A 25,168-nucleotide genomic window follows, 5' to 3' on the forward strand; every position below is an offset into this window, starting at 1 on the left:
ATATCGAGGATGGGCTACATTCCATAAACGGGTTAGAACAATGGTTAGTCTAGTCCAAATATAAAGTGAATTAAGTAGCCAAGTTAATGCCAGCATCGCCTAGTTTCCAACGGCAAGTCATTATCAGCTTCTCACCCTCCAGTTCGGCTGTTAGCGTGCCACCCATTTTATTCATCAGACTTTTGGCGATGGAGAGACCCAGCCCGGAGGCTTGAGAAGATCGGGTACGGTCTGCGGTATAGAATCGGTCGAATAAGAGGTTAACATCGCTTCCGTCTAGTTCCTTCGCATCGTTTACTATCGTTAAATCAGCTGTTTCCTGCTGTCGTTCGAAACGGATTTCCACATACCCGGTCGCATGTTTGACCGTATTGACAAGTAAATTCTCGACAACTCTCCGCACAGCGGATTCATCGGCGTATAGGGATACATTTTCCTCAGGTAGCCGTATATCCGGTGTAATATTGCGATCGTTGAAGGAATCGTAAAATCCGACCAGAATTTCCGAGAGTAGGGCCGTCATCCCAAGCTTTTCTGTATGTAGAGGATAATCTAGCGATTCGATCAAGGAAAGCTCAAAAAAATCATTCAGCAGTGCCTGCAGCCGTTTCGTCCGATTTTTAACGATGGCAACATATTCAAGTTTTTCATCAGGGGTAATTGACTCATCCTCCAACAGTTGAATATAACCGAAGATGGAGGTGAGGGGTGTACGGATATCATGTGAAATATTCGCTACAGCCTGACGGAATTCTTGTTCGACACGTATTCGCTGGGCTTCCGCTTCGACGATTAAATCAGATTGACGATTGATTTGTCCCGCAAGCGCCTCAAGCTTCTGGTCGAATAGAGCCACATCAATTTTTTTGCCGGTTGCTCGCTCGTTGTAGGTATGCAATTGCTCTGTTATCCGCCCTAGCTCTCGCCTTAACATCAACAAACGGAAAAGCAGGAGAGCTCCTGCCGCAAACAATATGATTGTCAGAATAAGCAACACTCTCCTGCACCTCCTATTTGTTATTTGATTTCTTTTCTGTGGAATACGAGAATACCGAGTACCCCGGAAACGGCTATTGTCAACAACGGTACAAGTAAAAGCGCTGGCCAATCTCCACTGTCGATACTGGGCTTACCGATATCGCTCACCCGTTTGAAGATGGAATAATCGTACAAACTACTAAAGAAAGAGATCTTCGAACCTATACTAGCCAAAACCGTATCGATCATAAGGAAGAAAATCATTGAGAAGCCGATAGTTTTGCCGCTGTCGGTTAGGATTACGGTGAACAGCGCCCCGATGGCTGCGTAACCAGCTGTGTACAACAACGTTAGCCCGAGGGCTCGCGGTATAAAAAGTGTAGTGCTTCCTTCCGGCAGATGACCGAAGCCCGAAAGCAGCGTGACTTCGACTGTGCTGACAATAGGAAAGACGAGCGAAATCGCCATGGCCCCAACTGCGAATACGATTAGTTTTGCTGCGAACAGCCGGCCTCTGGTGTTGCCTGAAGATGCGATCGTCTTCATGACCCCTGTGGAATATTCGTTAGAGATAAAGAATCCAGCCAGAATGGCTACGCCGAATTTAATAATGTAGGCATTGCTTGAAATAAAGGTAGTCAGAAATTCAGCGCCGGTGATCTGAGGTTCCCCATTGGAGCGATGATCAAAATAATATAGCAATGGGTAAGCAAGCGAGAGTACGGAAAGTGCCAATAGAAAAGTCCAAAATGATCTATTCTTACGGAGCTTGAAAAACTCCACTCTGATCAGATTATACATTTGGATTCCCCCCAATTCGCTTCGTAAAATAACTTTCCAAGTCTTCACCCATAGGCATAAACTTCTCGATCTCGAGGCCGGCAGAGAATAACGCTGTTGATACTTTGCCTGGCTGCTCAATACGGCTATACAACTTGATGGTTCCATCCTGCATCACTTCAAAATCGGCCGTACCCAGCTCATTCTGAATGACGGCTGTTGCCTTGCCCGGATCATCCACTTTGATAAACAAATACTGCTGACATTTCTCGTTTAATTCCTCCGCAGTGAGTTGTTCAAGCAACTGACCGCGATGAATAATGCCATAATGACTTGCCATTAAATGCAGCTCACTTAGAATATGACTTGAGATCATTATCGTAATGCCAAGCTCACGGTTTAGTCGCTTGAGCAGTTCGCGCATTTCGACGACACCCATCGGATCTAACCCATTGGTCGGCTCGTCCAGAATCAGAAATTCTGGATCTCCCAGCAAGGCGATGGCAAGACCTAACCGCTGCTTCATTCCAAGTGAGAAATTTTTGGCTTTCTTCTTGCCGGCGCCCTGCAGTCCAACTTGCTCTAGCATTCTAGGAACGCAATCTTTCCCGGGAATACCACGTAGAATCCGGTTTGCTTCTAAATTTTCGCTCGCAGTCATATGGGGGAACAAAGCGGGACTCTCGATAATCGAGCCGATTCGCTTACGAGCCTGGATCAAGGCCTGCTCTTCACTGGCTCCGAACAGCTCGATCGTCCCCTGAGTCGGAAAAGCAAGTCCGGTCACAATCCGGATTAATGTTGATTTTCCAGCTCCGTTTTGCCCAATAAAACCATAAATAGAGCCTTTACGGATTGACAAATTGACTTTGTCCAGCGCTGTATGGCCCTTGAACTTTTTGGATAGTTGATTTGTTTTTAATACATATTCGTACATCTCGTCTTGGCCTCCTTTTCGTGATAGACCAAGTATAGAATTGAAAACATAAGAAGAGCTAAAGCCAAATCTTAAGAATGTCTTAAGGCTTGAGCCGATAACCTATGCCCCATACTGTCTCGATAAATTCGCTTCCTGGTGCGGCCTTGGTTAGCTTGCTGCGCAAATTGCTCATATGGACATTGACCGTATTGTCATCCCCGTAATATGGCTCGTGCCAGACCCTTTCGTACAAATTCGCTTTCGTGAACACCTTCTTAGGGGCCGACAAAAGCAACGAGAGAATCTCAAACTCTAGAGCTGTGAGCGTCAGTTCCGCTCCATTTGCCGTAACCGACATCGCATCTCGATGAAGTACAAGGCCCTGATGCTGGAGCACGTTAGGCAAAGCCGATTGCGCAATCCGCGAATACAAACGTAGATGAGAATCGATCCGTGCAGAGACTTCCTCAACGTCGAAGGGTTTCGTAATGAAATCATCCGCCCCCGCCCGCAGGGCAGATACCTTGGTCTGGGGCTCACCCTTGGCTGAAATGATAATTACCGACATATCGTCCCGCCCGGCAATCTTCTCAAGTAGTTCCTCTCCCGACATGCCAGGCAGCATCAGATCCAGTAGCAACATGCTCCATTGACGTTGCTCCAGATAGAGAAGTGCCTCCGTTCCCGAGTAAGCAGGTTGGGGGATGTAGCCGCTTTTCTTAATAATGTTGCACAGCAATCGGTTGATGTCGCTGTCGTCCTCAGCAACGAGAATATGTATCGGGTTATTCATTTAATCTCCTTATTCCACCTAAAATAGGTCATTATTCGGATGAATGCCTATTAAATAGGATAGCAGGTTTTAGATTCTGTATCCAGATCCAGCCAATTTCTGCATTTTGGTTATTCAAATCTATATCACCGATTCTGGTGAGTTCATTTTTATATAACAAAGAGACTCTTCTATATAAATAGAGGAGTCTCTTTGCGGTGTTAAGGTATTTAGATAAATAGATTATGACTAGATTGATCGGCTTGACCGAGGTAATAACCTACGCCGCCGATCCCCACGCCGTCGATCAGTTCTTCACGGGTGATGCCCATAAGATCCATGGACATTTGGCAGGCAACGATCTCGACGCCTTGGTCGACAGCCATTTGAATCAATTCTTCCAAAGAAGAGACATTATTGTTCTTCATTAAAGAGCGGATCATTTTGGAGCCCATGCCCATCATGTTCATATTCGAAAGCGTTAGCTTCCGACTGCCGCGGGGCATCATCGCTCCGAACATTTTACCGATAATATTCTTGTTCACAGGCACTTTCTCATCCTTGCGGATAATATTGAGACCCCAGAAGGTAAAGAACATCGTCACTTTTTTGCCGCTGGAGGCTGCTCCGTTGGCAATGATGAAGGAAGCGATCGCTTTATCCAGATCACCGCTGAATACCACCATCGTACTTGCATTACTAGTTTGGACAGGCTGTGCTCCTGCTGGTACGGAATCCGCGGTAATGCCTTTGCGCAGATAAGCTTCAATCATGCCAGTAGGCAACTTCGTTAATTGCAAAAGCGTGTGCTTAGACATGCGAGCCCATGCCTTAATATCTTCATAGAATCCCGGATCGGAAGCCGTTACCTTCAAGACTTGGCCGTCCAAGAGCGGGTCCATGCTCATCTTGACTTGGATCAGCGGCCCAGGGCAGCATAGTCCGCAAGCATCAAGCACGGAATCAGGTGTTAGATCCGATTCTTGTTTGGCAGGAGTGGATACAGATGCGCTAGAGTTGGCTGCGAAAGCTGTAGCGTTGGTATTGCCTGCAGCTGAAGCAGTGCCAGTTCCCGCCGGTGCTCCCGTTGCTGCGATTTCTTTACGGGCTGCTGAAATACCTGCGTTTGGCGTCAGACTATCTTTTTTTTTAGGTGAATATTTACTCAGTTGATATGTCTTATAGCCTCCGGTCAGATTCTTCACACGGAAACCTTTTTGCTGCAAAATCCGGGATGCTGTGTAGCCTCTAAGTCCAACTTGGCAATACACCCAAATTTCTTTACTAGGATCAAGCTCGGCTAGACGACCACGCAGATCATCTACAGGAATGTTAATGGACCCTTCAATATGACCGTTGGCATGCTCGATTTCCGAACGTACGTCAACTAAAATGGTATTGTTGTTGTCACGACCTTCTAAATCCTTAGGAACGAATACTGTAGTCATGCCTTTCAAAATATTTTCAGCAGCAAAGCCAGCCATATTCACTGGATCTTTAGCAGAAGAGTAAGGAGGGGCATAAGTAAGCTCCAATTCCGTTAAATCAGTGACCGAACCTCTAAAACGAATCACTGTAGCGATATCGTCGATACGTTTATCTACTCCACTGTAACCCACAGCTTGTGCGCCGAGTACTGTACCTTTTGGATCAAAAATCAGCTTCATAGATATTGGAGTTGCCCCCGGATAATAAGTTGCATGAGAGCTTGGATGTACGTAAATCACGTGATATGGTAAGCCCAAACGTTGTAATGTTTTTTCGTTATTGCCGGTAGAAGCACCCGTGACTCCAAAAACCTTAATAATAGAAGTCCCTTGTGATCCTTTGTAAGTAGTCCCTAGACCGCTGACGTTGTCCGCAGCAATCCGTCCTTGCTTATTGGCAGGACCAGCTAGTGGAATAGCAGTTTTAGTTCCGTTCACGAAATCAACCACCTCGACCGCGTCACCTACAGCATAGACCTGATCCAAATTTGTTTCCATGCGCTCGTTGACCAAGATATGGCCGCGTGGACCGAACTCTAAACCACTATCCTTCAGGAAAGAGGTATCCGGCGAAACGCCGATGGCCAACAGAACCATATCACTTTGAAGCACAGTGCCACTTGCCAACTGAACCTCTATTTGTTCACCCACTTCTGCAAACCCCTGGACCATATCGGAAAAAATAAGATTAACGCCATGCTCGTCGAGCTCTTTTGCCAAAATAGAAGACATTTCAGTATCAAACGGAGCTAAGATTTGTGGACCCGCCTCGATCAAGCTTACTTCCAGACCTGCTTCTCTGAGGTTCTCCGCCATCTCAACACCGATAAACCCACCACCGATCACAACGGCGGAACGAGTGCCTTCGGCTGTGACTTTGGTTTTGATTTTGTCGGTGTCGGGAATGTTGCGCAGCATGTGAATTTTGGAACTCTCGATACCAGGTAGATTCGGACGAATCGGTTTAGCGCCGGGTGATAAAATAAGCGCATCATAGCTCTCTTCATAGGAGCCTTTTTCTATACTTTCTACTCTTACTTTCTTGTTCACAGGGTCGATAGACACCACTTCACTTTGAATCCGAACATCGATGTTAAAACGTTTATGCATCGCCTCTGGTGTCTGAACCAGCAGCTTGGAGCGATCCTGAATGGAACCTCCGATATAATAAGGCAGTCCGCAATTGGCAAAAGAAATGTACGGATCACGCTCAAACATGATGATATGAGCCTCTTCATCTAATCTCCGAAGCCTGGCGGCCGCTGATGCGCCTCCTGCAACTCCTCCGACAATCAGTACTTTTTTACTCATGATGTTTTATTCCTCCCCTAAAAATAGCTGAATTAGATGTTTGATTTTCTCGTCTTTAACAGAATAGTTAATTTCCAGCCCATTACGTTCGGTTTCGACAATGCCTAGAGCTCTAAGCTTCTGCAAATGCTGGGATACCGTAGATTGTGGAAGGTCGAGACAGTCCTGCATGAAGCTAACGTTGCAGCTGCCTTTTTCAAGCAGACCTTTAATGATGCACAAGCGAACGGGATGAGCGATAGCCTTTAGGGTTTCGGCGGTTTGATTATAGGCTTTGAAATTTTTGTCCATGGTTATGAACTCCTCGCTTTACAATATCCTTATATCGTAATATTATGATATAGTGATATTAAAATCAAGTTATTTTTAAAAAAAAGAGAAGGAGAGATGCTCGATGTCTTTTAAAATTTCAAAGGAAATTACCCCTCAGCAAGTGGCGGAACGTCTGAAGAATGGAGAGGCTCCTACGCTGCTAGATGTACGCGAACCCGCCGAATGGGTGGAGGGACATGTGATCGGTGCGAAGCATATTCCGCTTGGGCAGCTGTTAATGCGTATAGATGAACTAGATCCTAATGGAGAGATGATTGTAATGTGCTTAAGTGGTGGTCGAAGTGGACTGGCGTGTGAGCTGCTGAGCGAAAAAGGATATAACGTTGTGAATATGATGGGCGGATTAAGCGCTTGGACGGATGATTTTTTGGTACGGGGGTAACAGCATGAACATGATGTTTAGGATCCTACTGAGTATAGTAATTGCTTTTAGTATTGTAAGGTTCTTACGTTCCGCTTGGCCAGTCCGTTCACTCTCCTATGTAGAAGCCCGTGACGTTCGCGAATTAGCAGATCAATCACTGGACATGAAAATGCTCGATGTTAGAGATGCCGTAGATTATGAGAAGGATAGTATCCGTGGTTCGATAAATATATCGATCGGGCGGTTAGCCTATGTCTGGCAACATTGTCTATCTACTGACGATTCGGTTCTAATCCTTGCTGATAGTTACTATAAAAGAAACAAAGCTGCGAGAATTCTGTATAAGCAGGGCTTTCGAAAGTTATATGCGGTAAATGGTGATTTTTTAGGAAGTAAAAGAACACTCTCCGACATTTCGGTGAAAGGTTGTTGTGAAGGATAATGGATTTAAGCTCATTAATGTCCCGTCTCGGATTTGGTAAAAGCGCAAGTGTAAGTGTAAGAACGTTGAAGGTGACAGAGTTTCGGAGCGAAATGGAGCAATCCAAAAATAGGCTGCTGATCGATGTCCGCGAACCGGATGAATACAAGAGTGGATTTATTCCGGGGGCGAAAAACATCCCGCTGTCTCAGTTGGAAAAGCGGCTCGGTGAAATCCCTAAGGATCGGGATGTGTTGCTCTACTGCCGCAGCGGTATGCGAAGCAAAAGTGCAGCGCGGATTCTGAGTAAGCAGGGGTATGCTCGGCTTGCACATTTGCAGGGCGGGGTAAGTAGCTGGGATGGGAAGTTGAGTCGACGGTAGGTTTTAGTGGATTTCGTACTGAGTATAGTTCAACTGGGGTAGCTTTATCGCAACGTAATTAAACTAATTAGCTTTTTTAATTGAAATGAATGCTGTGGTGAGGCAAATGTAGATGAATTACTCTAATAGTGCTAACTAGGGTAGTTAGCTAACTCAGCTGACCTTACTTTATCGCTACGTACTTTAAACTAATTAGCTTTTTTGCTGGATAAGTTTTATTTAGCTGGATCTAGTGTTGGCTTTTGAGTGTTATTGACAGTATTAGAAAGCGAATACTATACTTTTGAGTAATAGGACGAAGCACGTCCCGTACCCATATTGGGTGCGGGATTTTTTTATGCCAAGGAGGAGGGTGACGTATGGGATTTACGGAGGAGCATCGTAAGTGGGTAGAGGATCATAATAGTAGAAGAACGGGAGAACGGCGGGGGAGATTGGAGCGCGGCCATGGCCATGGTGAGCGGATGTTTTTGGAGAAGGTATGGTGGCCTATGATGGGGAATTTCAATGACCTTCATCCTGAATATGAAGTATTGGATTGGCGTAGCAAGCCCTACTTTGTTGATTTTGTGTGGAAGCCTGGCCAGGTTAAGTTTGCGTTTGAAGTTAAAGGCTACGGTCCACATGTGCAAAATACCGACCGAACACGCTACAGGCAGGAGCTGAATCGAGAGACCTATCTGCAAATCGCGGGTTATCGGGTCGTGGCGATTCCTTATGATGATCTGGATGCGAGTCCTGAACTTACGATTACTTTGTTAAGAACATTGCTGATGCCGTACCTCGCTGTGAAGATGGAGGAGCAGGGGGAGTTTAGCCGACTGGAGCGTGATATTTTGCGGATTGCGGTTCGCACGAATGAGTGCATTCGACCGGTTGATTTGGTGAGGGAGCTTAGGATTGATAAGCGTACGGCTCGAAAAGGACTGAGTGCTCTCAGCCAAAAAGGAAAGTTTTCCCCAATAGTTTCTCAGGAGAGCGGTAGAGTCTGCAAATATGAATATATCCATTCCTTAAAGGATATTCAGTTATGGTAAGGCAATTAAAATACCCCAGATGCGACCTAAAAGGCTGGAATTGAGCAAAAGAGGGGTAGAAATACCCCAGATGCGACCTAAAAGGCTGGAATTGAGCAAAAGAGGGGTAAAAATACCCCAGATCCGACCTAAAAGGCTGAAATTGAGCAAAAGAGGGGTAAAAATACCCCAGATGCGATCCAAAAGGCTGGAAATGAGCAAAAGAGGGGTAAAAATACCCCAGATGCGACCCAAAAGGCTGGAATTGAGCGAAAGAGGGGTAAAAATACCCCAGATGCGACCCAAAAGGCTGGAATTGAGCAAACGAGGGGTAGAAATACCCCAGATGCGACCCAAAAGGCTGGAAACGAGCAAAAGAGGGGTAAAAATACCCCAGATGCGACCCAAAAGGCTGGAATTTAGCGAAAGAGGGCCGAGAACGCCCCGTTATCATCCGCATCACTTCACCAAGGGAGACGAGCGAGCGAAGCATACGATAAATCTCTAATTTTGACCTGATTTTCACTTAGATTGTTAAGGTGTTACTTATCGAGCTAATCTTCTATGATTATGTTGATAGACCAGATTTGTGTTAGACACAGACAACTACCTTGAGAACATATGAAACCGCTATCAACTCGAATCGAAGGAGTGATTATGATGGAAACAGTGACATCTAAATATCCATTTCAACAGATTGATTTACCCTTAAATGACCGAGTGCAGGATTTGATCTCCAGATTAACGCTTGATGAAAAAGTAAGCCTGATCCCCCAGTATCAAGCGGCCATAGAGCGTTTGGGTGTTGGAGCCTATAAGCATGGTACAGAAGCGGCGCACGGAATCTCCTGGCTTGGAAAAGCGACCTCTTTTCCTCAGCCAAGCGGACTGGCTTGTACATGGAACCCAGAGCTAATGAAGGAAATCGGCTCGGCCATTGGAGATGAAGCAAGAGCATTTTACAAAAAGAATCCAACGGTGAATGGCCTGACGTTATGGGCACCAACGGTGGATATGGAGCGTGACCCACGTTGGGGTAGAACGGAAGAAGCTTACGGTGAAGATCCAGAGTTAACTGGACAACTCAGCACATCACTTGTGCAAGGAATCCAAGGCGATCACCCGGTCTATTTGAAAGCGGTCGCAACGCTTAAACACTTCCTAGGGAACAACAACGAGATCGAACGCGGAAATTGTTCCGCCAGCATCGATCCAAGAAATATGCGTGAGTATTATCTGGAAGCATTCAAGCCTGCTTTTCAAGAAGGTGGCGCACAGTCTATGATGACCGCCTATAACTCGGTGAATGGCGTGCCAGTTATTCTTCATCCGGCAGTGATGGATGTTGTCAAAGGCGAATGGGACATGGACGGTTTTATCGTCAGTGATGCTGGTGATTTATTCGGGATTGTGAAGGATCATAAGTATTATGAATCTTTTGCACAGTCGATGGCGGAATCTATCAAAAACGGAATTGACAGTGTAACAGAAGAAACTGAAGAGACGATCAAGGTTCTTCATGAAGCACTAGACCAAGGCCTACTATCAGAGGAAGATCTGGATCGTGCACTAACTAACACATTTAGAGTTCGTTTCCGTCTGGGAGAGTTTGACCCCGCTGAAGGTAATCCATACGCAGCAATCGACGATTCCGTAATTCTTAGCAAAAAACATGCCGCACTTTCCTTGGAAGCTGCCAAACAATCCATTGTGCTGCTGAAGAATGATCAGGCAACATTGCCACTGAGCAAGACTGAATTAAACAAAGTGGCGATTATTGGTCCACTTGGCGATGAAGCTTTCAGAGACTGGTATTCCGGCACATTACCTTATGGAGTGACCCCGCTGCAGGGTGTTAGCAAAAAGCTGCCTGGTAAACACGTTACTTTTGAGAGCGGCGCAGATCAAATCATTCTTACCTCAGCTGCAAACGGCCAAGCCATTGGAATTACGGGGGAGGATGGAAGACTGGCTGTACAACATGACATAGCAGAGCACGGAGAATTGTTCCAACATACCGCTTGGGGCTGGACTAGCAATACTCTGAAGGCGACAAGTCGTGGACAGTATGTAACTTTAAGCGAAGCGGAGACACTTACAGCATCTGCTGATGAAATCTACGGCTGGTTTGTAAAAGAATCCCTGAACATCGTCCCGGAAGCTGAGGGTAAAGTCTCTTTGCGGACTTGGAATGACAAATTGATCTCTGTGAATGCTGAGGATGGCACGCTGCAGGTTGCTGATCAGGTCGCAAGTGCGGACGCTCGTCTTTTCAAAAAGAACATCGTTACAAACGGACTGGACGCTGCGGCAGAAGCTGCCAAAGCAGCTGAAGTAGCAGTGGTTTTTGTCGGTAATCATCCACTCCTTAACGGAAAAGAAGAAATCGACAGACCTGATATTGTACTTCCGGAGGAGCAGGAGCGCCTGGTCAAAGCAGTCTATGAAGCGAATCCAAATACAGTGGTAGTTATTGTCGGCAGTTATCCGATTTCATCCACTTGGATTGACGAGAATATCCCGGCAGTTTTGTATACATCCCACAGTGGACAAGAGCTTGGCAATGCGGTTGCAGAAGTGTTGTTCGGAGATTACAGTCCTTCTGGCAAGCTGAATATGACTTGGTTCCGTTCTGTGGAGCAGCTGCCTGAGCTGATGGATTATGATATTATCAAAGGTAAAAGAACCTATATGTACTTTGACGGTGAGCCATTGTATCCTTTTGGTCACGGCCTAAGTTATGCTGAAGTGAATTACAAGAATCTAAATTTGAGCACAAAGGAACTGCAGCAAGACGATACGCTTAACATTTCCGTTCAAGTGGATAATACTGGAGCAGTCGATGGGGACGAGGTTGTTCAGTTATATGTGCAAGCTTTGAATTCCCGGGTCAAACGTCCGATTAAGCAGCTGAAGGGTTTTGAAAAAGTGAGCACCGCCGCAGGTCAATCGAATACTATAGAGTTTGCATTACCAGTTACAGAGTTAGCATTCTGGGATGTTACACGCGAACAATATTGCGTCGAAAATGGAGAATACGCAATTCTGATCGGCCGTTCTTCTGCTGATATTAAATTATCTTCAGTAGTAACGGTGAAAGGGGACATCATTCCTTCCCGTAATTTATATAACAACACCAAAGCAGAGAACTATGATGACTACGAAGGCGTATATCTGGACGAATGCAAAGCAGGCGGGGCTTCGGTACATCCGGTAAAAGAGGGCGCTTGGATTGCTTTTAATGACGTATTGTTCGATCATGGAGCAGTAGCAATTGAAGCTCTGGTCTCCTCTGCAAAAGGTGGTAGCATTGAGATCAGAACCGGAAGCGCAGCTGGGAAACTGGTTGGAACCGTGACCGTCCCTTCTGGTGGAGTTCTGCAACAGTGGAGCACATTGAAAGGCGAAGTATCCGTGGAGACGGGTACTAGCGTTGTTTATGTAGTTTTTAACGGTGAGGTGCTTATCAGCCGGTTTCAATTTAATCAATAATAGAGATGACCTTTGATTATGGGATGGAGTGTGCTATATGGAGTGTTTGGGATGTCGGATTGCTAACGGAATTGAGCCTAACGTAAAAGTAGTATATGAGAATGAATTTATTACTTGTGTGCTAGATATCGCTCCGTTTAACGAAGGACATCTCCTGATCCTTCCTAAAAAGCATTATTGGGATCTCGAAGACATCGACTCAGAGACTTCCTATGCGATAATGGACGGGGCGAAGAGGTTGTCAGTTGTTCTGAAGACTTTGTTCGAACCAGATGGTATAAGCATTTGCCAAAATGGCGGGAAGTTTAACGACCTGACCCATTACCATATGCACCTCATCCCTAGATACGAAGGAGACGGATTTGTTTGGAGTGAACCACTACACCCGCACGGTGCTGAGAATTTTTTAAGTCACACGCAAGCAAAGATTATTGGTGTTTTAAAAAAGTAATAAACATAAAAAGGGCATTCCTGAAGCAATATCAGGGATGCCCTTTTCCTTTTGTTATAGAGTAACGCTCTAATCACATCCGCCACCGCCGCCAGCATCTCCGCCACCGAAATCTCCCCCGCTGCTGTGCCCGCTATCTCCGCCCCAGCTATGACCGCTGTCATGTCCAGAATGGTGATGGGAGTCGCTCCCGTGATGGTGTTGATGGTGATGTTGGTGATTAGAATGATTCGGGTTATTTGGATCCAGCAGATCTGGATGGCTAGCTGCCATAAAAGACATGCTGGCGGCGTCATCTCGTCTATTTCTCTCAAATCTGTTACTGTTCGAGCTTGAACCATTACGAACTACGGACTGTATGATTATAAATACAATAACTCCAATAAACAGTATCCCAAAGACCATTAGATCGCCCTCCTAGTTGTTCATTATAAGCTGTATTCTCTTAAATTGTACCATAATATTGAATAAATGGATTTGAAGAAATAAAATTAACGCTTATCTTCAACCATTCTTGATAGTTGCTATGAGTTTGTTCTTTTTTATTTAGAAAAGGTTGATTTTATCACCCCGATTTGCTACCATACGATGTAACTTAATAGTTATTGTTTTCTAGGGTTCCGCAGCTGGTGCACAGCTGGTCTGGTCCGAGGGAAAACGCACGGACAGCATTGTTCGTGTCTACACGGAGGGATAAAAGCCCGGGAGGTATCGTTATAAATGACGATGACCTTCCGGGCTTATTTGTTTGTTTCGTGGGCAATTATAAAGTTAGTGAATTGAAGGAGGGCTTGGAATGAAGAACAATTCAGAGTGGTTAAAGGTAGTTGGGGCAGCTGTTTTCGAGGTCATGTGGGTCATCGGCTTAAAACATGCCTCCACGATGTGGGAGTGGCTGATAACTGTGGTAGCTATAATAATAAGCTTCTATGTGATGATTTCAGCGAGTACCAAATTGCCGGTCGGCACGGTATATTCCGTGTTTGTTGGTCTAGGAACTGCAGGTACAGTAGTTGCGGACATGGTTTTATTCGGAGAACCGTTCAAGTTGATGAAGCTGGTTCTAGTGGTTATTTTGCTGGCAGGCGTTATAGGATTGAAAATGGTGACCAAAGAAGCCGAAGTAAAGGGGGAGTCTTAAATGGCATGGGTATTTCTGGTCGTTGCTGGTTTGTTTGAAATGTTTGGAGTAGCTATGATTAATAGGTTGAATAAACACCGGAATTTCCTGTCGTTCGCGCTGCTCTTTCTTGGTTTCGGAGCAAGCTTTCTGTTTCTGTCTTTAGCAATGAAGAGTCTGCCGATGGGAACAGCTTATGCGGTATGGACGGGGATCGGCGCATCCGGCGGAGCGATTCTGGGGATGATATTGTATGGAGAGGCCAAAGACTGGCGCCGGATCGTCTGTATTATTATGATTCTGGGGGCCGCTGTGGGACTAAAGCTGATAGCTTAGGCTGGTATTTATTCTTTACTTTTTCTCTTCAAAAGAGAGATTAGTTATAAATTGGACACGATTCAGATGTTTAGAAAGGTTCTTATAGGTCGTATAAAGTAAGTATACAATACTTCAATAAGGGGATTTTTAATATGACTAAGGATTCAATCGAACATTTGGCTGAAATCGCAAGAATGAACCAATCTAACCGCATGCTGCTTCCAGATGGAACGTCACTTCCCAGAATTGGGCAGGGAACTTGGAATATGGGTGATGACAATTCCCGTAGGGAGGAAGAGATTGCTGCCCTGCGATTAGGCGTGGAACTAGGCATGGATTTAATAGATACGGCTGAGATGTATGGGGACGGACGCTCGGAGCTTTTAGTAGGTGAGGCTATTCAAGGTATTCGGGATCAAGTTTTCTTGGTGTCAAAAGTCTATCCACATAATGCCAGGAATGAGCACCTTATCCGCAGCTGTGAAGAAAGCTTGAAACGCTTGAATACGGATCATCTGGATCTTTATTTGCTGCATTGGCGGGGAGATATTCCACTAGAAGAGACTGTTGTAGGTATGGAGAAACTAGTCTCTCAAGGAAAAATAGCAAGATGGGGTGTATCCAATTTCGATGTCGACGATATGAAAGATCTGCTTGGTATTGCTGGGGGAACTCATTGTTCAACCAATCAGATTCTATATCATTTAGGGTCCAGAGGAATTGAAACTGAACTGCTGCCATGGCAGAGAAGTCACAAGATCCCGGTAATGGCTTACTCACCGCTTGCTCAAGCTGGTTCACTTCGAAAAGGAGTCATCGAGAGTGAAGTCGTTCAGGAAATCGCCAGTGCACATCAGGCAACTCCGCTTCAGATTATGCTAGCTTGGACGATGCGTGAAGAGGATGTTATTTCTATCCCAAAAGCTTCTTCTCGTAAGCACGTCATTGAGAATGCTGCTGCATGCTTGATTACGCTAAGTGACGATGAAATTTGGAAGCTGGACGAAGCTTTCCCAATACCTTCTTGGAAAGTACCGCTAGATATGATTTAAATCCGTTTTATTCACATAAAGAGAAGCCCTCAATCACTGTAAAAGTGTTTGAGGGCTTCTTCTGTCATTTCTTGTGCGATTAGCTGTTCTCAATAATTGTCTGTAGTGTAGTCCGGTCAAGGCCTTCTACCAGTTTGATCAGAAGCTCTTTAGCAGCATCGTAGTCATCACTGTGAATCACTGATGAAGCTGTGTGTATGTAGCGGGAGCATATTCCGATGACTGCGGAAGGAACGCCAATTCCACTAACATGAACCTGACCTGCATCTGTTCCGCCTTGGGATACAAAATACTGATATTTGATCCGGTGGGTATCCGCTGTATCTTGTACATATTCAATCAGACCGCGATGTGTAACCATCGTAGGATCAAAAATACGCAAGAGAGCTCCTTTGCCCAGATGGCCAAATGCCTGACTGTCACCAGTCATATCGGCAGCAGCGCTCGCGTCCAGACCGAAGAAGATGTCAGGTGACAGGAGATTAGCCGCAGTACGCGCACCCCGAAGACCTACTTCCTCTTGTACAGTGGCACCAGCGAAAACGGTATTCGGCAGCTTTTTACCGTGCAATGCTTTAACTAGTTCAATGGCGAGACCTACGCCGTAACGGTTGTCCCAAGCTTTCGCCAAGATTTTTTTGGGATTAGCAAGGGGAGTAAAAGGACAAATCGGCAGAACTTGTTGGCCTGGTCTAACGCCAAAGCTTTCTGCTTCTTCACGGCTGTCTGCACCGATATCAATATACATTTTGCTGATTTCGCCAGTCTTACCACGTTCTTCATTGCTTAGCAAATGGATAGGCGTACTGCCAACAACTCCGGTCAGTGTTCCTTTAGGTGTAATGATATGTAGGCGCTGGGATGCAACAGCAGAGGCAAGCCAGCCGCCAAGTGGTTGAAAACGGATCATACCGGTGTTAGTAATTCCAGTTACCATGAAACCTACTTCGTCAAAATGGCCAGCGACCATAATCTTTGGCCCGTTCTCTTCGCCGCGCAGTACGCCGAACAAACTACCGAGACGATCCTGTACGAACTCTTCAGTATAAGGAGTCATAGCATCCTTGACGTAAGCGCGGAGTTCGCGCTCAAATCCTGGGGCTGAGGGAAATTCGGTAAGTGTTTTGAACATGTCCAATGTTTCTTGATTCATATGAATTCACTCCTTTATTAAAATATAAGAACTCATTTATACATCATTCTTATATTTCTACGAGAAACGGATGTTATCCATAATGGACCACATCGTTATTTCTTCCTGCAACCTAGTATGAACATTCTGGGCTCACTTGTCCATGACAAGAGACAATGAACACCGGGCACGAGCTCCACGAATACTATGCATTAGAGGCTTTGGTGGCAGGAGCCTTAGAAAGGATGCGAAGACGAATGAGGGTTGCGGGCAGCGTACCCAAAAGAAGGGTGCAGGGAGGATTGTCAAGTAGGAGCCTACAAGTAAACGGAACGCGCAGACGATACTGGCGCCACAATCCAAGGGAAAGAGAAGCAGTACTTATTTTTGTTCTCTTCTTACTGTTGATTGTTGTGTTACTGTATTTTTCCTGAACTGGAGGGACATAACGAAGCGGAGGATGGCAAACAATAAGGAAAACTTCTAAGCGAAGAAAAACTTAAGGGGCTTAAAAGTGAGTACTATGATGCTTGTCAGCCCCCTTCGCCTAACTTTCAGGAGGTGCCTCATTGCCGGCGAAAACTAAGAAATCGGGTGTCAAGCTGAAGCTTGACACCCTGACTCCACAAGATTACGAGAAATTGTCCAAGCCCTTTGTTCCTGCCAGGCCCGTATTCAAAAACTGCATACGAGCGTTTATTGCTGGCGGCATAATCTGTGTTATTGGACAAGGTGTTCAGGAGGCTTTTATGGCAATTTTCGATATGAGCTCCAAGGAAGCCGCCAGTCCGACAGTCGCGGTGATGATCCTACTCTCTGTAATTCTGACCAGCTTTGGCGTGTACGACAAAATGGCTCAATGGGCTGGTGCAGGAACTGCAGTCCCAGTGACCGGGTTCGCAAACAGTATGTGCTCTGCAGCTCTAGAGCACCGCGCTGAGGGCCTTGTACTTGGTGTAGGCGGCAATATGTTTAAGCTTGCAGGTTCGGTTATCGTATTTGGTGCCGTAGCTGCTTTCATTATTGGTATCGTCTATCTCTTTTTGGGCGTAGACGGGGGTGCACATACATGAAACAGCTTGGTAGTCAGACCTGGGAGTTCACGAACCGTCCCGTTATTTTGGGTTCTTCCGCTGTAGTAGGGCCAGAAGAGGGAGAAGGTCCTTTAGCTTCAGACTTTGATTTTATATTTGATTCGCTGGAAATGGACGAGAAGACATGGGAGAAGGCTGAGCGTGCTCTTTTCGAGAAAGCCTCCCTGCTGGCTCTGATTAATGCAAATATCGATAAAGAAAAGCTGGAGTTTTTTGTCGGCGGAGATTTGATGAACCAGATTATCAGCAGCTCCTTCGCGGCAAGAAAATTAGGTGTGCCTTATCTCGGAGTCTTTGGTGCTTGCTCTACTTCTATGGAGAGCCTTGCGATTGCCTCAATGATCGTTGATTCTGGAGGCGGTAAGTATGCGCTAGCGGGAACATCAAGTCATAACTGTACGGTGGAGAAGCAGTTTCGTTATCCAACGGAATATGGTTCGCAGAAACCCCCAACGGCGCAATATACAGTTACAGGTTCGGGTTGTGCTGTAGTGGGTCAGAATGACGGTTCGGGTAACTATCCAGTCGTGGTTTCGGCCACGCTTGGACGTATTATGGATCTTGGTTTGACAGATCCTTTTAATATGGGGACGGCTATGGCACCTGCGGCGGCGGATACCATTACTGCGCATTTTCGGGATACAGGTCTATCGCCCGGGCACTATGATTTAATTGTTACCGGCGACCTGGCATCCGTAGGGTTACCTATAGCCAAGACCCTATTGGCTAAAGAAGGAATTCCTATGGAGCAAACAACCTTTGACGATTGTGGTTTGCTTATCTACGACTTGGAGAAACAGAAATATGTGATCGCTGGAGGAAGCGGCTGCGGGTGCTCAGCGGTTGTAACCTATGGTCATATCCTTAAGCGGTTAAAAAAAGGTGAACTTAAACGGGTGCTTATAGTGGCAACGGGTGCACTTTTATCACCTTTGTCTTATCAGCAGGGAGAGAGTATTCCATGTGTTGCTCATGCCGTAGCCATAGAGAGTGGAGGTGAAGCATAATGATGATTTACTTATGGGCTTTTCTGATTGGAGGAGCCATTTGCGTTATAGGGCAGCTGATGTTCGATGTATTGAAGCTGACACCCGCACATACGATGAGTACCTTAGTTGTAGCCGGAGCGATTGCTGATGCTTTTGGTATCTACGACCCGCTTGTGAAATTTGCGGGTGCTGGGGCAACCATTCCGATCACAAGTTTTGGGAACTCCTTGGTTCACGGGGCATTAACGGAGCTGGAGCGGGATGGCTGGATCGGTGTAGTTACGGGTATTTTTGATATTACAAGTGCCGGCATCTCGTCAGCTATTGTGTTCTCCTTTTTGGCAGCTTTAGTTGTACGGCCGAAGGGGTAAAGTTGATGCTATATGAAAAGGTTGTCGTCAGAAAAAGACGGCAATCTTTTTTTGTTATTTTTAAATTGTAGGATGTTTCATCTTATGGTTTTTTTTGTATCCTCACTTCGTGATCTTCAACAATGTACTTTGGGTCCTCTAATCATGTAAAATATAAATAATACTGCTTATTCTGGCTAGGAGGATTATATATGCCCGTACGTCAAGAATCGATGCACACCATGAATGCTGTACGCACTAATTTGGAATCCTGCATACTTGGAAAATCATTTGAAATACAATTATTGTTAACCGCTCTGCTTGCTGGTGGTCATGTATTGATCGAGGATGTACCGGGAACAGGAAAAACCCAGCTAATTCGCGCACTATCAAGATCAATGTCCGGTGAATATCGCCGTATTCAGTGTAATCCAGATATACTTCCGAGTGATATTACAGGTGTTTCTGTCTATCATCCTAGGGATGAGATGTTTCATTTCCGGCCTGGTCCGGTGATGACGAATATTTTACTAGCCGATGAAATTAACCGTGCTACTACGAAGACACAATCTGCACTTCTGGAAGTGATGGAGGAACGAAACGTTACCGTAGATGGTGAGACGTATCCACTTCCGCACCCTTTCATGTTATGCGCTACCCAGAATCCGATAGACTTTGAGGGAACCTATACACTGCCTGAAGCCCAATTAGATCGATTCATGCTGAGAATTAGCCTTGGATATCCTGATGCAGCGACGGAGAAAAATTTATTGCTGAGCCATCAGGAAGGCCAACCGGTGGACAGGCTTTCGCCCGTAACAAGCATGGAACAAATTGCAGGGATTCAGGAAGAAATTCGCGACATCTTCATGAGTGATCCTGTGCTGAATTACTTGTTAGATATTGTGCGGCAGACAAGAGAACATCCACTTGTAATGCTGGGTGCAAGTCCACGTGCCTCACTATCCTTTATGATGGCTTGTAAAGCTTATGCCTTTTTGCAAGGACGAGATTACGTTCTGCCTGATGACGTGAAGATCCTTACTCCATTTGCCTTGGGTCATCGAATATTGCTGCGTCCAGAGTCGCGCCTAGATAATATTAGCGTAGAATCTTTGCTTCAAAAGCTTCTGCAGAGCATTCATGTGCCTGTTACGATGAGGCAATGATATGAGACGTTATTTGTCGTCGGTGGCAGCCATCATTCAGCCCTCTAAGCTTGCAAGCATCCTTGTAATTTGGAGTATTACACTCTTATATGTACTTTTTCAGGGCGGGAAAACAGCATTTATGTTGTTTATCATGGTCTCTGTACTTATTGCATATTTGATTGCTGGAGGTTTAGGAGGCGTTCGGCGAGCTAAGGGCACTCGCAGTCTTTATTCTGAACAAGACAAGGGAGATTTGCTCTCTGCCGGAGGGCATCTTCGTGTAAAACTAAAGGTTACAATCCCTGGGATTTTGCCCTTGCCTTACGTTGTTGTAAGGGAAGTTCTTAAGCGGCATAATGGAGAATCGTGGGTATTTGAAGAAAGTGTGATCCCAAGCCTCAGAGGCATTGGGGAACTAAAGTTTCAGACACCAGCCTTAGAGCGTGGAACATACACATTCGCTAATACGGATATTATCAGCCAAGATATATTTGGGCTTGTCGAGCATAAGGGAACATTTTTATCGGAAGGACAATTTCAGGTTTTGCCTCGTGCGATCTACGTTCCGCGCTGGCAGTTATATGAGAGAAAATCTCGGCTATCTGGACCGCAGACATCCGTTGTTCAATCTCGGCGTGAAACCACACAGATTAATGGCGTCCGTGACTATGTATATGGTGATCGCTTGACGCGAATTCACTGGAACGCTACTGCTAAGACAGGCTCTTGGAAATCCAAAGAGTTTGAGCATGAGTCGATTCCCAAAACCATTCTAGTCCTTGATGGAAGCACATCAGCTTATATGAATACGAATCAATTCGAACTAGCAGTTTCAGTGACGGCATCACTACTCGGCTTCGGCATTCGGGAGAGAATTGGAATTGGACTGTGTTGTTTGGATAAGACGACGAAGGTGTTCGCACCAGTTGAAGGTGCTGCTGAGCGTCAGAAGATGATTCAATATTTAATCGATCTAAACGCTGAGGGACGCGGTCCGCTTATCTCCCGATTGGAAAAAGGATACCGTATGTTTCCTAAAGGCTCTTACTTCGTGTTAATTAGTCCACAGCGTGGACAGCCTGTACTTGATGCACTACGTTGGGCTGACAGCAGAGGAATGACTGCTTCTCACATTCATGTGCGAAATTCGGCAGAGGTAAATAGAGGTAACGATTGGATAGACGTCCTTAGATCTCGTGGAATAACCGGTTATGGTATTAGCTCGCTTCAAGAGCTTCCCTCAGTGTTAGGAGGGGAAGGATGATATGAGAACCTGGTGGAATCAGATAAAATTCTCTTGGCACCGTTCCGTCGGCCTATTTTGGCTATTGATTATTGCACAGCAGTGGATTTCTTATACGGAACCCATCTGGTTAAATCAAACCACTGCTTCTGTATGGGCTGCCCTATTAACGATCACCGTCATTGAGATTTTTATCCCTGTTAAAGTTCAATTCAGACTGATTATGGAAGCAGTAGCTATTATCTATATCGTTTATCGCATCATTTCTAATTACGGAATTTATGTTCCTGATCCATGGGCTACAACCCTTCTGGATAAGCTCCAAGATATTAGTGTGTATATGGTTCCGTATATCTGGTTTGCTCTTGGTGCCTCTGCCTTGCTGTTGCTGTCGTCTTGGTGGGTATCCTCGAAGAAGCGTATTTTATGGTTTATAGGAATGAACATTGTAGCACTGGCAGCTCTTGATTCCTTTACATCTATTGTATTGTGGCAGGAAGTGGCTTGGACGGTATTTGCGGGTATGGGCTGGCTTGTCAGCCAACACCTGAGAAGTTTTCAGCTACATTATCCGCGTGGATGGGTACATTTGCTGGAATATCCCTCAAAAATAGTCATGAATATCGCAATCGTCTTCTCTCTGGTTATTTTAATCGGTGTGAATATGCCGGATGTAAGGCCTACTTTGACGGATCCTTATACAGCGTGGCAAGAGTGGAATGGAATTGGGAAATCTTCTGGTAAGAGCACAACTGGAACAACGAATTCCAATACGGGCTCAGGTTCCTCTGTTAACAATACTTCGTCTGGCTATAGTCTGAATGATGACAACCTGGGCGGGGGCTTTAACTTCGATTATACCCCGGTGATGACAGTGGTTTCAGATTTGCGTGTTTATATGCGAGGAGAAACACGCAGAATCTATTCTGGAAGTGGATGGTCGGATAAGGATCGATTGAAGCGAGGACCTATAGAAGAGGTGGAGACGGGGAAATCCTTGGAGCAAAGTGTGGCTTCTAAGGTCACTACCCGCACACTGAAACAGACGGTTAAAGTGCTTAACAATAATGAATTTCCGGTGTTATTCGGTGCTTATTCTGTAACTTCGGTGGATTCATTGAATGGTGAGGCAGCCGGGAAGGGTCTTTTCTGGAGAGATCGTGATAGTGAGCTTCTATGGGATATGGATAAGAAGAAACCAGACTATCCCTCGACCTTCGAGCTGACTTCTGAAGTTCCCGTCATTCCTGTTCAGGAATTGACAGCAAAGACCTATGAGGAGCTATACAAAGGTAATGATCTGGAGGAAAGCTTCCTTCAGCTGCCTGATGACTTCCCTCAACGGGTTAAAGATCTGGCCGAGGAAATTACAGCACAAGGAAAAACACCGTATGAAAAAACAGCACTTTTGCAACAATACTTACAACAAACCTTTCCATATACCAACAAGCCGGATATAGCACGTGTTTCAAGTGAGGATTTTGTAGATGGATTTTTGTTCGAGCTGAAGGAAGGTTACTGTGATTATTATTCTACGGCACTAGTCACTATGGCACGTTCCCTAAACATCCCTGCAAGATGGGTTAAGGGTTATGCACCTGGAGAACAGCCAGAAATGCCTATGAATCTGGCGCAGCAGGTGGGTGCGGCAAATAATAATTACACGATTACCAATGCAGATGCCCATTCCTGGGCTGAGGTCTATTTTGGTGAGTATGGTTGGATTCCTGTTGAAGCTACACCGGGGTTTAATGCTCCTCTCCTGACTAAGAATGAGCAAATACCTGAGACAGACCCGGAAGATCAAGATGAAATGGCAGAACCAACACCTGCACCTGTGACTAATGCACAAGCAGATCAAGGCTTCCATGTGGGTTTATGGGTAATTTTGGCGGCAGTGGTTGTATTATTATCCTGGACTATTTTTAAAGTTTGGCATATTCGCTTTAAGCTTCGCTTCTTCGTTCAACAGATGCGAATGGGCCGGCCTTTAACGCCTGATCAGAAAGTTGTGGCTGAAACTGAGCGTTGGGTAAGGTATTTGCATCGTAAGGGAATGATGAAGGAAGAGCATGAAACATTGCGTGAAGCCGTAGTCCGCTGGAGTAAGGAACGACCTGCTGTGGCCAATCATCTTTCTTCACTGCTAACGATGTTTGAACAAGCGAAGTATAGCCCTGATGTTATTGAAGACAAAGACTGGCAGAGCGTGTATACTGAAGCTTTGCGGCTGCGGAGAACGATAAGATCCAAGAAATAGCGTTTATACAGTAAATCATTGCTATAGATTTATTTGCGTAGCGCATGGAGTATGTTATAGTTTTTTGTATGAAATCGAGGTGAACGTATTGTTTGAAATGTTAGTTCCCAAACTCCGGGTGAATACGGTATTCGATATTTCTCTAGAAGAGCTGTATCGACAGGGATACCGTGGAATCATTACGGATCTGGATAACACACTGGTCGGTGCCAAAGCGCCTGTGGCTACTCCGGAGCTGTTGTTATGGTTTGAGAAGGTGAAGGAAGTGGGCTTTAAGCTCATCATCGTATCCAATAACAACATGGAACGGGTGTCACGCTTTGCTACACCGCTTAATATTGAATTTGTGCATCAGGCTCGTAAACCGAGTAATGCTCCTTTTCTCAAAGCGATGAAGCAGATGGAGTTGCCACCGGAGCAGACGATTGTGGTGGGAGACCAAATGCTTACAGATGTATACGGCGGCAATCGGCTTGGCCTGTATACCGTATTGGTGCTGCCAATCTCCGTTAAGGATGAAGGGTTCGGCACAAGATTTAATCGTCGGGTAGAGCGAGTTGCTCTGACACGGCTTCGTAAAAAAGGATTGTGGCACGAGGAGGAAAAATAGTAATGAACGAACAAAGTGAAACACAGCGTACTGAGAAGTGTAGCGGTTGTGGTATCAAGCTTCAGACGGAGCATAAGGATCAACCAGGATACCTTCCGGAAGTCGCACTAGATCGGGACCCTGTGATTTGCCAACGCTGTTTCCGGATTAAGAATTATAACGAGGCTTCATCTGTTTCTGTGAACCAGGATGAATTTCTTCGCTTGCTGAGTGGAGTAGGGGAGAAGAATGCACTTGTTATTCATATTGTTGACATTTTTGATTTTGAAGGCAGTTTGATTTCCGGCCTTCAGCGGTTTGTCGGTAATAACCCAGTTATTCTTGCAGTGAATAAATGTGATCTGCTGCCTAAGGTTACGAACTGGAATAAACTGCGTAACTGGATGCAACAACGCTGTAAAGAAGAAGGATTGCGGACAGCTGAAATCGTACTTTGTAGTGCGAAACGTAATCAAGGCTTTGACCGTTTACTGGAAGCCGTAACAGAACTGCGTGGTCAACGTGATGTTTATGTAGTGGGTGCTACGAATGTAGGGAAATCCACGCTTATCAACCGTTTGATTTCGGACTATAGTGATTTGGAGCAGGAGTTAACCACCTCGCGTTACCCTGGTACAACACTCGATACGGTCAAAATCCCACTAGATGATGGCCACTATATTATAGATACGCCAGGGATCGTGTATCCATGGCGTTATAGTGAACTAGTTGAGCGTCAGGATCTGGATGCAGTTATGCCAGCCAATCCGTTGAAGCCTGCTGTCTATCAGTTGAATGAAGGACAGACGCTATTTTTCGGTGGACTGGGACGTTTTGATTTCGTACAAGGTCCGCATCAATCGTTCACTTGCTTTATTAGTGGTACTTTAAAAATCCATCGCACCAAACTGGAACGTGCAGATTCCCTTTATGCGGACCATCGTGGTGAAATGTTGTCTCCTCCAGGAAGTGACCGGATGGACAAGCTGCCACCATGGCAACGGCATGAGTTCCGAATTAATAAAGGCAGTCGGAGCGATCTATATATTTCAGGTTTGGGCTGGATTAAGGTCAACGGGACAGAAGGCGCAGTCGTGGCTATCCACGTTCCGCGTGGTGTGAAGGTGCTTACCCGCCCTTCGATGATCTAACGGGGAGGCTAT

General features: G+C 45.6%; 26 protein-coding genes and 1 riboswitch. Of the genes, 17 read left to right on the top strand and 9 right to left on the bottom strand.

What is annotated here, in order from left to right; genetic code table 11:
• Positions 1–70 precede the first annotated feature (70 nt).
• The 6 genes from MKX41_RS00465 to MKX41_RS00490 form a co-directional block, all read right to left on the bottom strand.
• Positions 71–997, bottom strand: coding sequence for a sensor histidine kinase (locus tag MKX41_RS00465; RefSeq protein ID WP_256721625.1), 927 nt, complete (start codon positions 995–997; stop codon positions 71–73).
• A gap of 20 nt (positions 998–1,017) precedes the next feature.
• Positions 1,018–1,779: an ABC transporter permease gene (locus tag MKX41_RS00470; RefSeq protein ID WP_340968080.1), complete on the bottom strand. Its 762-nt coding sequence runs from the start codon at positions 1,777–1,779 to the stop codon at positions 1,018–1,020.
• On the bottom strand, positions 1,772–2,695 hold the full coding sequence (locus MKX41_RS00475; protein ID WP_036675740.1) for an ABC transporter ATP-binding protein: 924 nt from the start codon (positions 2,693–2,695) through the stop codon (positions 1,772–1,774). The genes MKX41_RS00470 and MKX41_RS00475 overlap by 8 nt, the downstream gene beginning before the upstream one ends.
• An 82-nt stretch (positions 2,696–2,777) precedes the next feature.
• Positions 2,778–3,470 carry a response regulator transcription factor gene (locus MKX41_RS00480; RefSeq protein WP_076284332.1) on the bottom strand — a complete coding sequence of 231 codons (693 nt, stop codon included), beginning with the start codon at positions 3,468–3,470 and terminating at the stop codon, positions 2,778–2,780.
• Positions 3,471–3,679: 209 nt separating this feature from the next.
• Positions 3,680–6,247, bottom strand: a complete 2,568-nt coding sequence (locus MKX41_RS00485; protein WP_340968084.1) for an FAD-dependent oxidoreductase — start codon at positions 6,245–6,247, stop codon at positions 3,680–3,682.
• Positions 6,248–6,253: 6 nt separating this feature from the next.
• Positions 6,254–6,538, bottom strand: a complete 285-nt coding sequence (locus tag MKX41_RS00490; RefSeq protein ID WP_042185935.1) for an ArsR/SmtB family transcription factor — start codon at positions 6,536–6,538, stop codon at positions 6,254–6,256.
• A gap of 103 nt (positions 6,539–6,641) precedes the next feature.
• Between MKX41_RS00490 and MKX41_RS00495 the strand changes: the two genes are divergently transcribed.
• The 4 genes from MKX41_RS00495 to MKX41_RS00510 all read left to right on the top strand — a co-directional run bounded on the left by MKX41_RS00495 (position 6,642) and on the right by MKX41_RS00510 (position 8,785).
• Positions 6,642–6,962, top strand: coding sequence for a rhodanese-like domain-containing protein (locus MKX41_RS00495; protein ID WP_340968088.1), 321 nt, complete (start codon positions 6,642–6,644; stop codon positions 6,960–6,962).
• 4 nt (positions 6,963–6,966) lie between these two features.
• Positions 6,967–7,386, top strand: a complete 420-nt coding sequence (locus MKX41_RS00500) for a rhodanese-like domain-containing protein (RefSeq protein WP_052404194.1) — start codon at positions 6,967–6,969, stop codon at positions 7,384–7,386.
• A complete protein-coding gene (locus MKX41_RS00505; RefSeq protein ID WP_340968092.1) occupies positions 7,386–7,748 on the top strand; it encodes a rhodanese-like domain-containing protein in 363 nt (120 codons plus the stop codon). Before MKX41_RS00500 ends, MKX41_RS00505 begins: the two co-directional genes overlap by 1 nt.
• A 359-nt stretch (positions 7,749–8,107) precedes the next feature.
• On the top strand, positions 8,108–8,785 hold the full coding sequence (locus MKX41_RS00510) for a hypothetical protein (protein ID WP_340968094.1): 678 nt from the start codon (positions 8,108–8,110) through the stop codon (positions 8,783–8,785).
• Here the strand turns inward: MKX41_RS00510 and MKX41_RS00515 are convergent.
• Positions 8,777–9,172 carry a hypothetical protein gene (locus MKX41_RS00515; RefSeq protein WP_340968096.1) on the bottom strand — a complete coding sequence of 132 codons (396 nt, stop codon included), beginning with the start codon at positions 9,170–9,172 and terminating at the stop codon, positions 8,777–8,779. The two genes, MKX41_RS00510 and MKX41_RS00515, sit on opposite strands and share 9 nt — an antisense overlap.
• Positions 9,173–9,424: 252 nt before the next feature.
• Between MKX41_RS00515 and MKX41_RS00520 the strand changes: the two genes are divergently transcribed.
• Positions 9,425–12,256, top strand: a complete 2,832-nt coding sequence (locus MKX41_RS00520) for a glycoside hydrolase family 3 protein (RefSeq protein ID WP_340974780.1) — start codon at positions 9,425–9,427, stop codon at positions 12,254–12,256.
• A 37-nt stretch (positions 12,257–12,293) separates the two neighbouring features.
• Positions 12,294–12,707 (top strand): HIT family protein, encoded by a 414-nt coding sequence (locus MKX41_RS00525; protein WP_340968099.1) that lies wholly within the window; start codon positions 12,294–12,296, stop codon positions 12,705–12,707.
• Positions 12,708–12,776: 69 nt separating this feature from the next.
• On the opposite strand, the gene MKX41_RS00530 is transcribed toward MKX41_RS00525, so the two are convergent.
• The gene (locus MKX41_RS00530) at positions 12,777–13,112 is read right to left on the bottom strand and encodes a hypothetical protein (RefSeq protein ID WP_340968101.1); all 336 of its coding nucleotides are present in this window, start codon (positions 13,110–13,112) and stop codon (positions 12,777–12,779) included.
• Positions 13,113–13,308: 196 nt separating this feature from the next.
• Positions 13,309–13,417, top strand: a riboswitch (guanidine-I (ykkC/yxkD leader).
• 86 nt (positions 13,418–13,503) lie between these two features.
• On the opposite strand from MKX41_RS00530, the gene MKX41_RS00535 reads away from it, so the two are divergent.
• The 3 genes from MKX41_RS00535 (at position 13,504) to MKX41_RS00545 (ending at position 15,197) form a co-directional block, all read left to right on the top strand.
• On the top strand, positions 13,504–13,848 hold the full coding sequence (locus MKX41_RS00535) for a DMT family transporter (RefSeq protein WP_042125357.1): 345 nt from the start codon (positions 13,504–13,506) through the stop codon (positions 13,846–13,848).
• Entirely contained in the window at positions 13,849–14,163 is a 315-nt protein-coding gene (locus MKX41_RS00540) for a DMT family transporter (RefSeq protein WP_042125359.1), read from the top strand.
• Between the two features lie 134 nt (positions 14,164–14,297).
• The gene (locus tag MKX41_RS00545; protein ID WP_340968107.1) at positions 14,298–15,197 is read left to right on the top strand and encodes an aldo/keto reductase; all 900 of its coding nucleotides are present in this window, start codon (positions 14,298–14,300) and stop codon (positions 15,195–15,197) included.
• 79 nt (positions 15,198–15,276) lie between these two features.
• Here the strand turns inward: MKX41_RS00545 and MKX41_RS00550 are convergent, their stop codons facing one another.
• Positions 15,277–16,350: a M42 family metallopeptidase gene (locus MKX41_RS00550; protein WP_042185952.1), complete on the bottom strand. Its 1,074-nt coding sequence runs from the start codon at positions 16,348–16,350 to the stop codon at positions 15,277–15,279.
• 548 nt (positions 16,351–16,898) lie between these two features.
• Between MKX41_RS00550 and spoVAC the strand changes: the two genes are divergently transcribed.
• From spoVAC to yqeH, 8 genes are all read left to right on the top strand, one after another.
• On the top strand, positions 16,899–17,402 hold the full coding sequence (gene spoVAC / locus MKX41_RS00555; RefSeq protein WP_076284320.1) for a stage V sporulation protein AC: 504 nt from the start codon (positions 16,899–16,901) through the stop codon (positions 17,400–17,402).
• On the top strand, positions 17,399–18,430 hold the full coding sequence (gene spoVAD / locus MKX41_RS00560; RefSeq protein ID WP_076284319.1) for a stage V sporulation protein AD: 1,032 nt from the start codon (positions 17,399–17,401) through the stop codon (positions 18,428–18,430). Before spoVAC ends, spoVAD begins: the two co-directional genes overlap by 4 nt.
• Positions 18,431–18,432: 2 nt before the next feature.
• Positions 18,433–18,783 carry a stage V sporulation protein AE gene (gene spoVAE, locus MKX41_RS00565; protein ID WP_036675923.1) on the top strand — a complete coding sequence of 117 codons (351 nt, stop codon included), beginning with the start codon at positions 18,433–18,435 and terminating at the stop codon, positions 18,781–18,783.
• 191 nt (positions 18,784–18,974) lie between these two features.
• Positions 18,975–19,931 (top strand): AAA family ATPase, encoded by a 957-nt coding sequence (locus tag MKX41_RS00570; RefSeq protein ID WP_076284318.1) that lies wholly within the window; start codon positions 18,975–18,977, stop codon positions 19,929–19,931.
• Position 19,932: 1 nt separating this feature from the next.
• Positions 19,933–21,177 carry a DUF58 domain-containing protein gene (locus tag MKX41_RS00575; protein WP_340968114.1) on the top strand — a complete coding sequence of 415 codons (1,245 nt, stop codon included), beginning with the start codon at positions 19,933–19,935 and terminating at the stop codon, positions 21,175–21,177.
• A gap of 1 nt (position 21,178) precedes the next feature.
• A complete protein-coding gene (locus MKX41_RS00580) occupies positions 21,179–23,416 on the top strand; it encodes a DUF4129 domain-containing transglutaminase family protein (RefSeq protein WP_340968116.1) in 2,238 nt (745 codons plus the stop codon).
• Between the two features lie 88 nt (positions 23,417–23,504).
• Positions 23,505–24,026 (top strand): YqeG family HAD IIIA-type phosphatase, encoded by a 522-nt coding sequence (locus MKX41_RS00585; RefSeq protein WP_042193454.1) that lies wholly within the window; start codon positions 23,505–23,507, stop codon positions 24,024–24,026.
• A 2-nt stretch (positions 24,027–24,028) separates the two neighbouring features.
• On the top strand, positions 24,029–25,156 hold the full coding sequence (gene yqeH, locus MKX41_RS00590; protein WP_076284315.1) for a ribosome biogenesis GTPase YqeH: 1,128 nt from the start codon (positions 24,029–24,031) through the stop codon (positions 25,154–25,156).
• The last annotated feature ends 12 nt before the right edge of the window (positions 25,157–25,168 follow it).

This window comes from Paenibacillus sp. FSL R5-0475, from assembly GCF_038004585.1.
Lineage (GTDB): Bacteria > Bacillota > Bacilli > Paenibacillales > Paenibacillaceae > Paenibacillus_AQ.

Bases quoted from the DNA above. Each gene is read 5' to 3' on its own strand.
- MKX41_RS00470 (WP_340968080.1), bottom strand. From the start codon at position 1,779: ATGTATAATCTGATCAGAGTGGAGTTTTTCAAGCTCCGTAAGAATAGA.
- MKX41_RS00475 (WP_036675740.1), bottom strand. From the start codon at position 2,695: ATGTACGAATATGTATTAAAAACAAATCAACTATCCAAAAAGTTCAAG.
- MKX41_RS00480 (WP_076284332.1), bottom strand. From the start codon at position 3,470: ATGAATAACCCGATACATATTCTCGTTGCTGAGGACGACAGCGACATC.
- MKX41_RS00485 (WP_340968084.1), bottom strand. From the start codon at position 6,247: ATGAGTAAAAAAGTACTGATTGTCGGAGGAGTTGCAGGAGGCGCATCA.
- MKX41_RS00490 (WP_042185935.1), bottom strand. From the start codon at position 6,538: ATGGACAAAAATTTCAAAGCCTATAATCAAACCGCCGAAACCCTAAAG.
- MKX41_RS00495 (WP_340968088.1), top strand. From the start codon at position 6,642: ATGTCTTTTAAAATTTCAAAGGAAATTACCCCTCAGCAAGTGGCGGAA.
- MKX41_RS00500 (WP_052404194.1), top strand. From the start codon at position 6,967: ATGAACATGATGTTTAGGATCCTACTGAGTATAGTAATTGCTTTTAGT.
- MKX41_RS00505 (WP_340968092.1), top strand. From the start codon at position 7,386: ATGGATTTAAGCTCATTAATGTCCCGTCTCGGATTTGGTAAAAGCGCA.
- MKX41_RS00510 (WP_340968094.1), top strand. From the start codon at position 8,108: ATGGGATTTACGGAGGAGCATCGTAAGTGGGTAGAGGATCATAATAGT.
- MKX41_RS00520 (WP_340974780.1), top strand. From the start codon at position 9,425: ATGGAAACAGTGACATCTAAATATCCATTTCAACAGATTGATTTACCC.
- MKX41_RS00525 (WP_340968099.1), top strand. From the start codon at position 12,294: ATGGAGTGTTTGGGATGTCGGATTGCTAACGGAATTGAGCCTAACGTA.
- MKX41_RS00530 (WP_340968101.1), bottom strand. From the start codon at position 13,112: ATGGTCTTTGGGATACTGTTTATTGGAGTTATTGTATTTATAATCATA.
- MKX41_RS00535 (WP_042125357.1), top strand. From the start codon at position 13,504: ATGAAGAACAATTCAGAGTGGTTAAAGGTAGTTGGGGCAGCTGTTTTC.
- MKX41_RS00540 (WP_042125359.1), top strand. From the start codon at position 13,849: ATGGCATGGGTATTTCTGGTCGTTGCTGGTTTGTTTGAAATGTTTGGA.
- MKX41_RS00545 (WP_340968107.1), top strand. From the start codon at position 14,298: ATGACTAAGGATTCAATCGAACATTTGGCTGAAATCGCAAGAATGAAC.
- MKX41_RS00550 (WP_042185952.1), bottom strand. From the start codon at position 16,350: ATGAATCAAGAAACATTGGACATGTTCAAAACACTTACCGAATTTCCC.
- spoVAD (WP_076284319.1), top strand. From the start codon at position 17,399: ATGAAACAGCTTGGTAGTCAGACCTGGGAGTTCACGAACCGTCCCGTT.
- spoVAE (WP_036675923.1), top strand. From the start codon at position 18,433: ATGATTTACTTATGGGCTTTTCTGATTGGAGGAGCCATTTGCGTTATA.
- MKX41_RS00570 (WP_076284318.1), top strand. From the start codon at position 18,975: ATGCCCGTACGTCAAGAATCGATGCACACCATGAATGCTGTACGCACT.
- MKX41_RS00575 (WP_340968114.1), top strand. From the start codon at position 19,933: ATGAGACGTTATTTGTCGTCGGTGGCAGCCATCATTCAGCCCTCTAAG.
- MKX41_RS00580 (WP_340968116.1), top strand. From the start codon at position 21,179: ATGAGAACCTGGTGGAATCAGATAAAATTCTCTTGGCACCGTTCCGTC.
- yqeH (WP_076284315.1), top strand. From the start codon at position 24,029: ATGAACGAACAAAGTGAAACACAGCGTACTGAGAAGTGTAGCGGTTGT.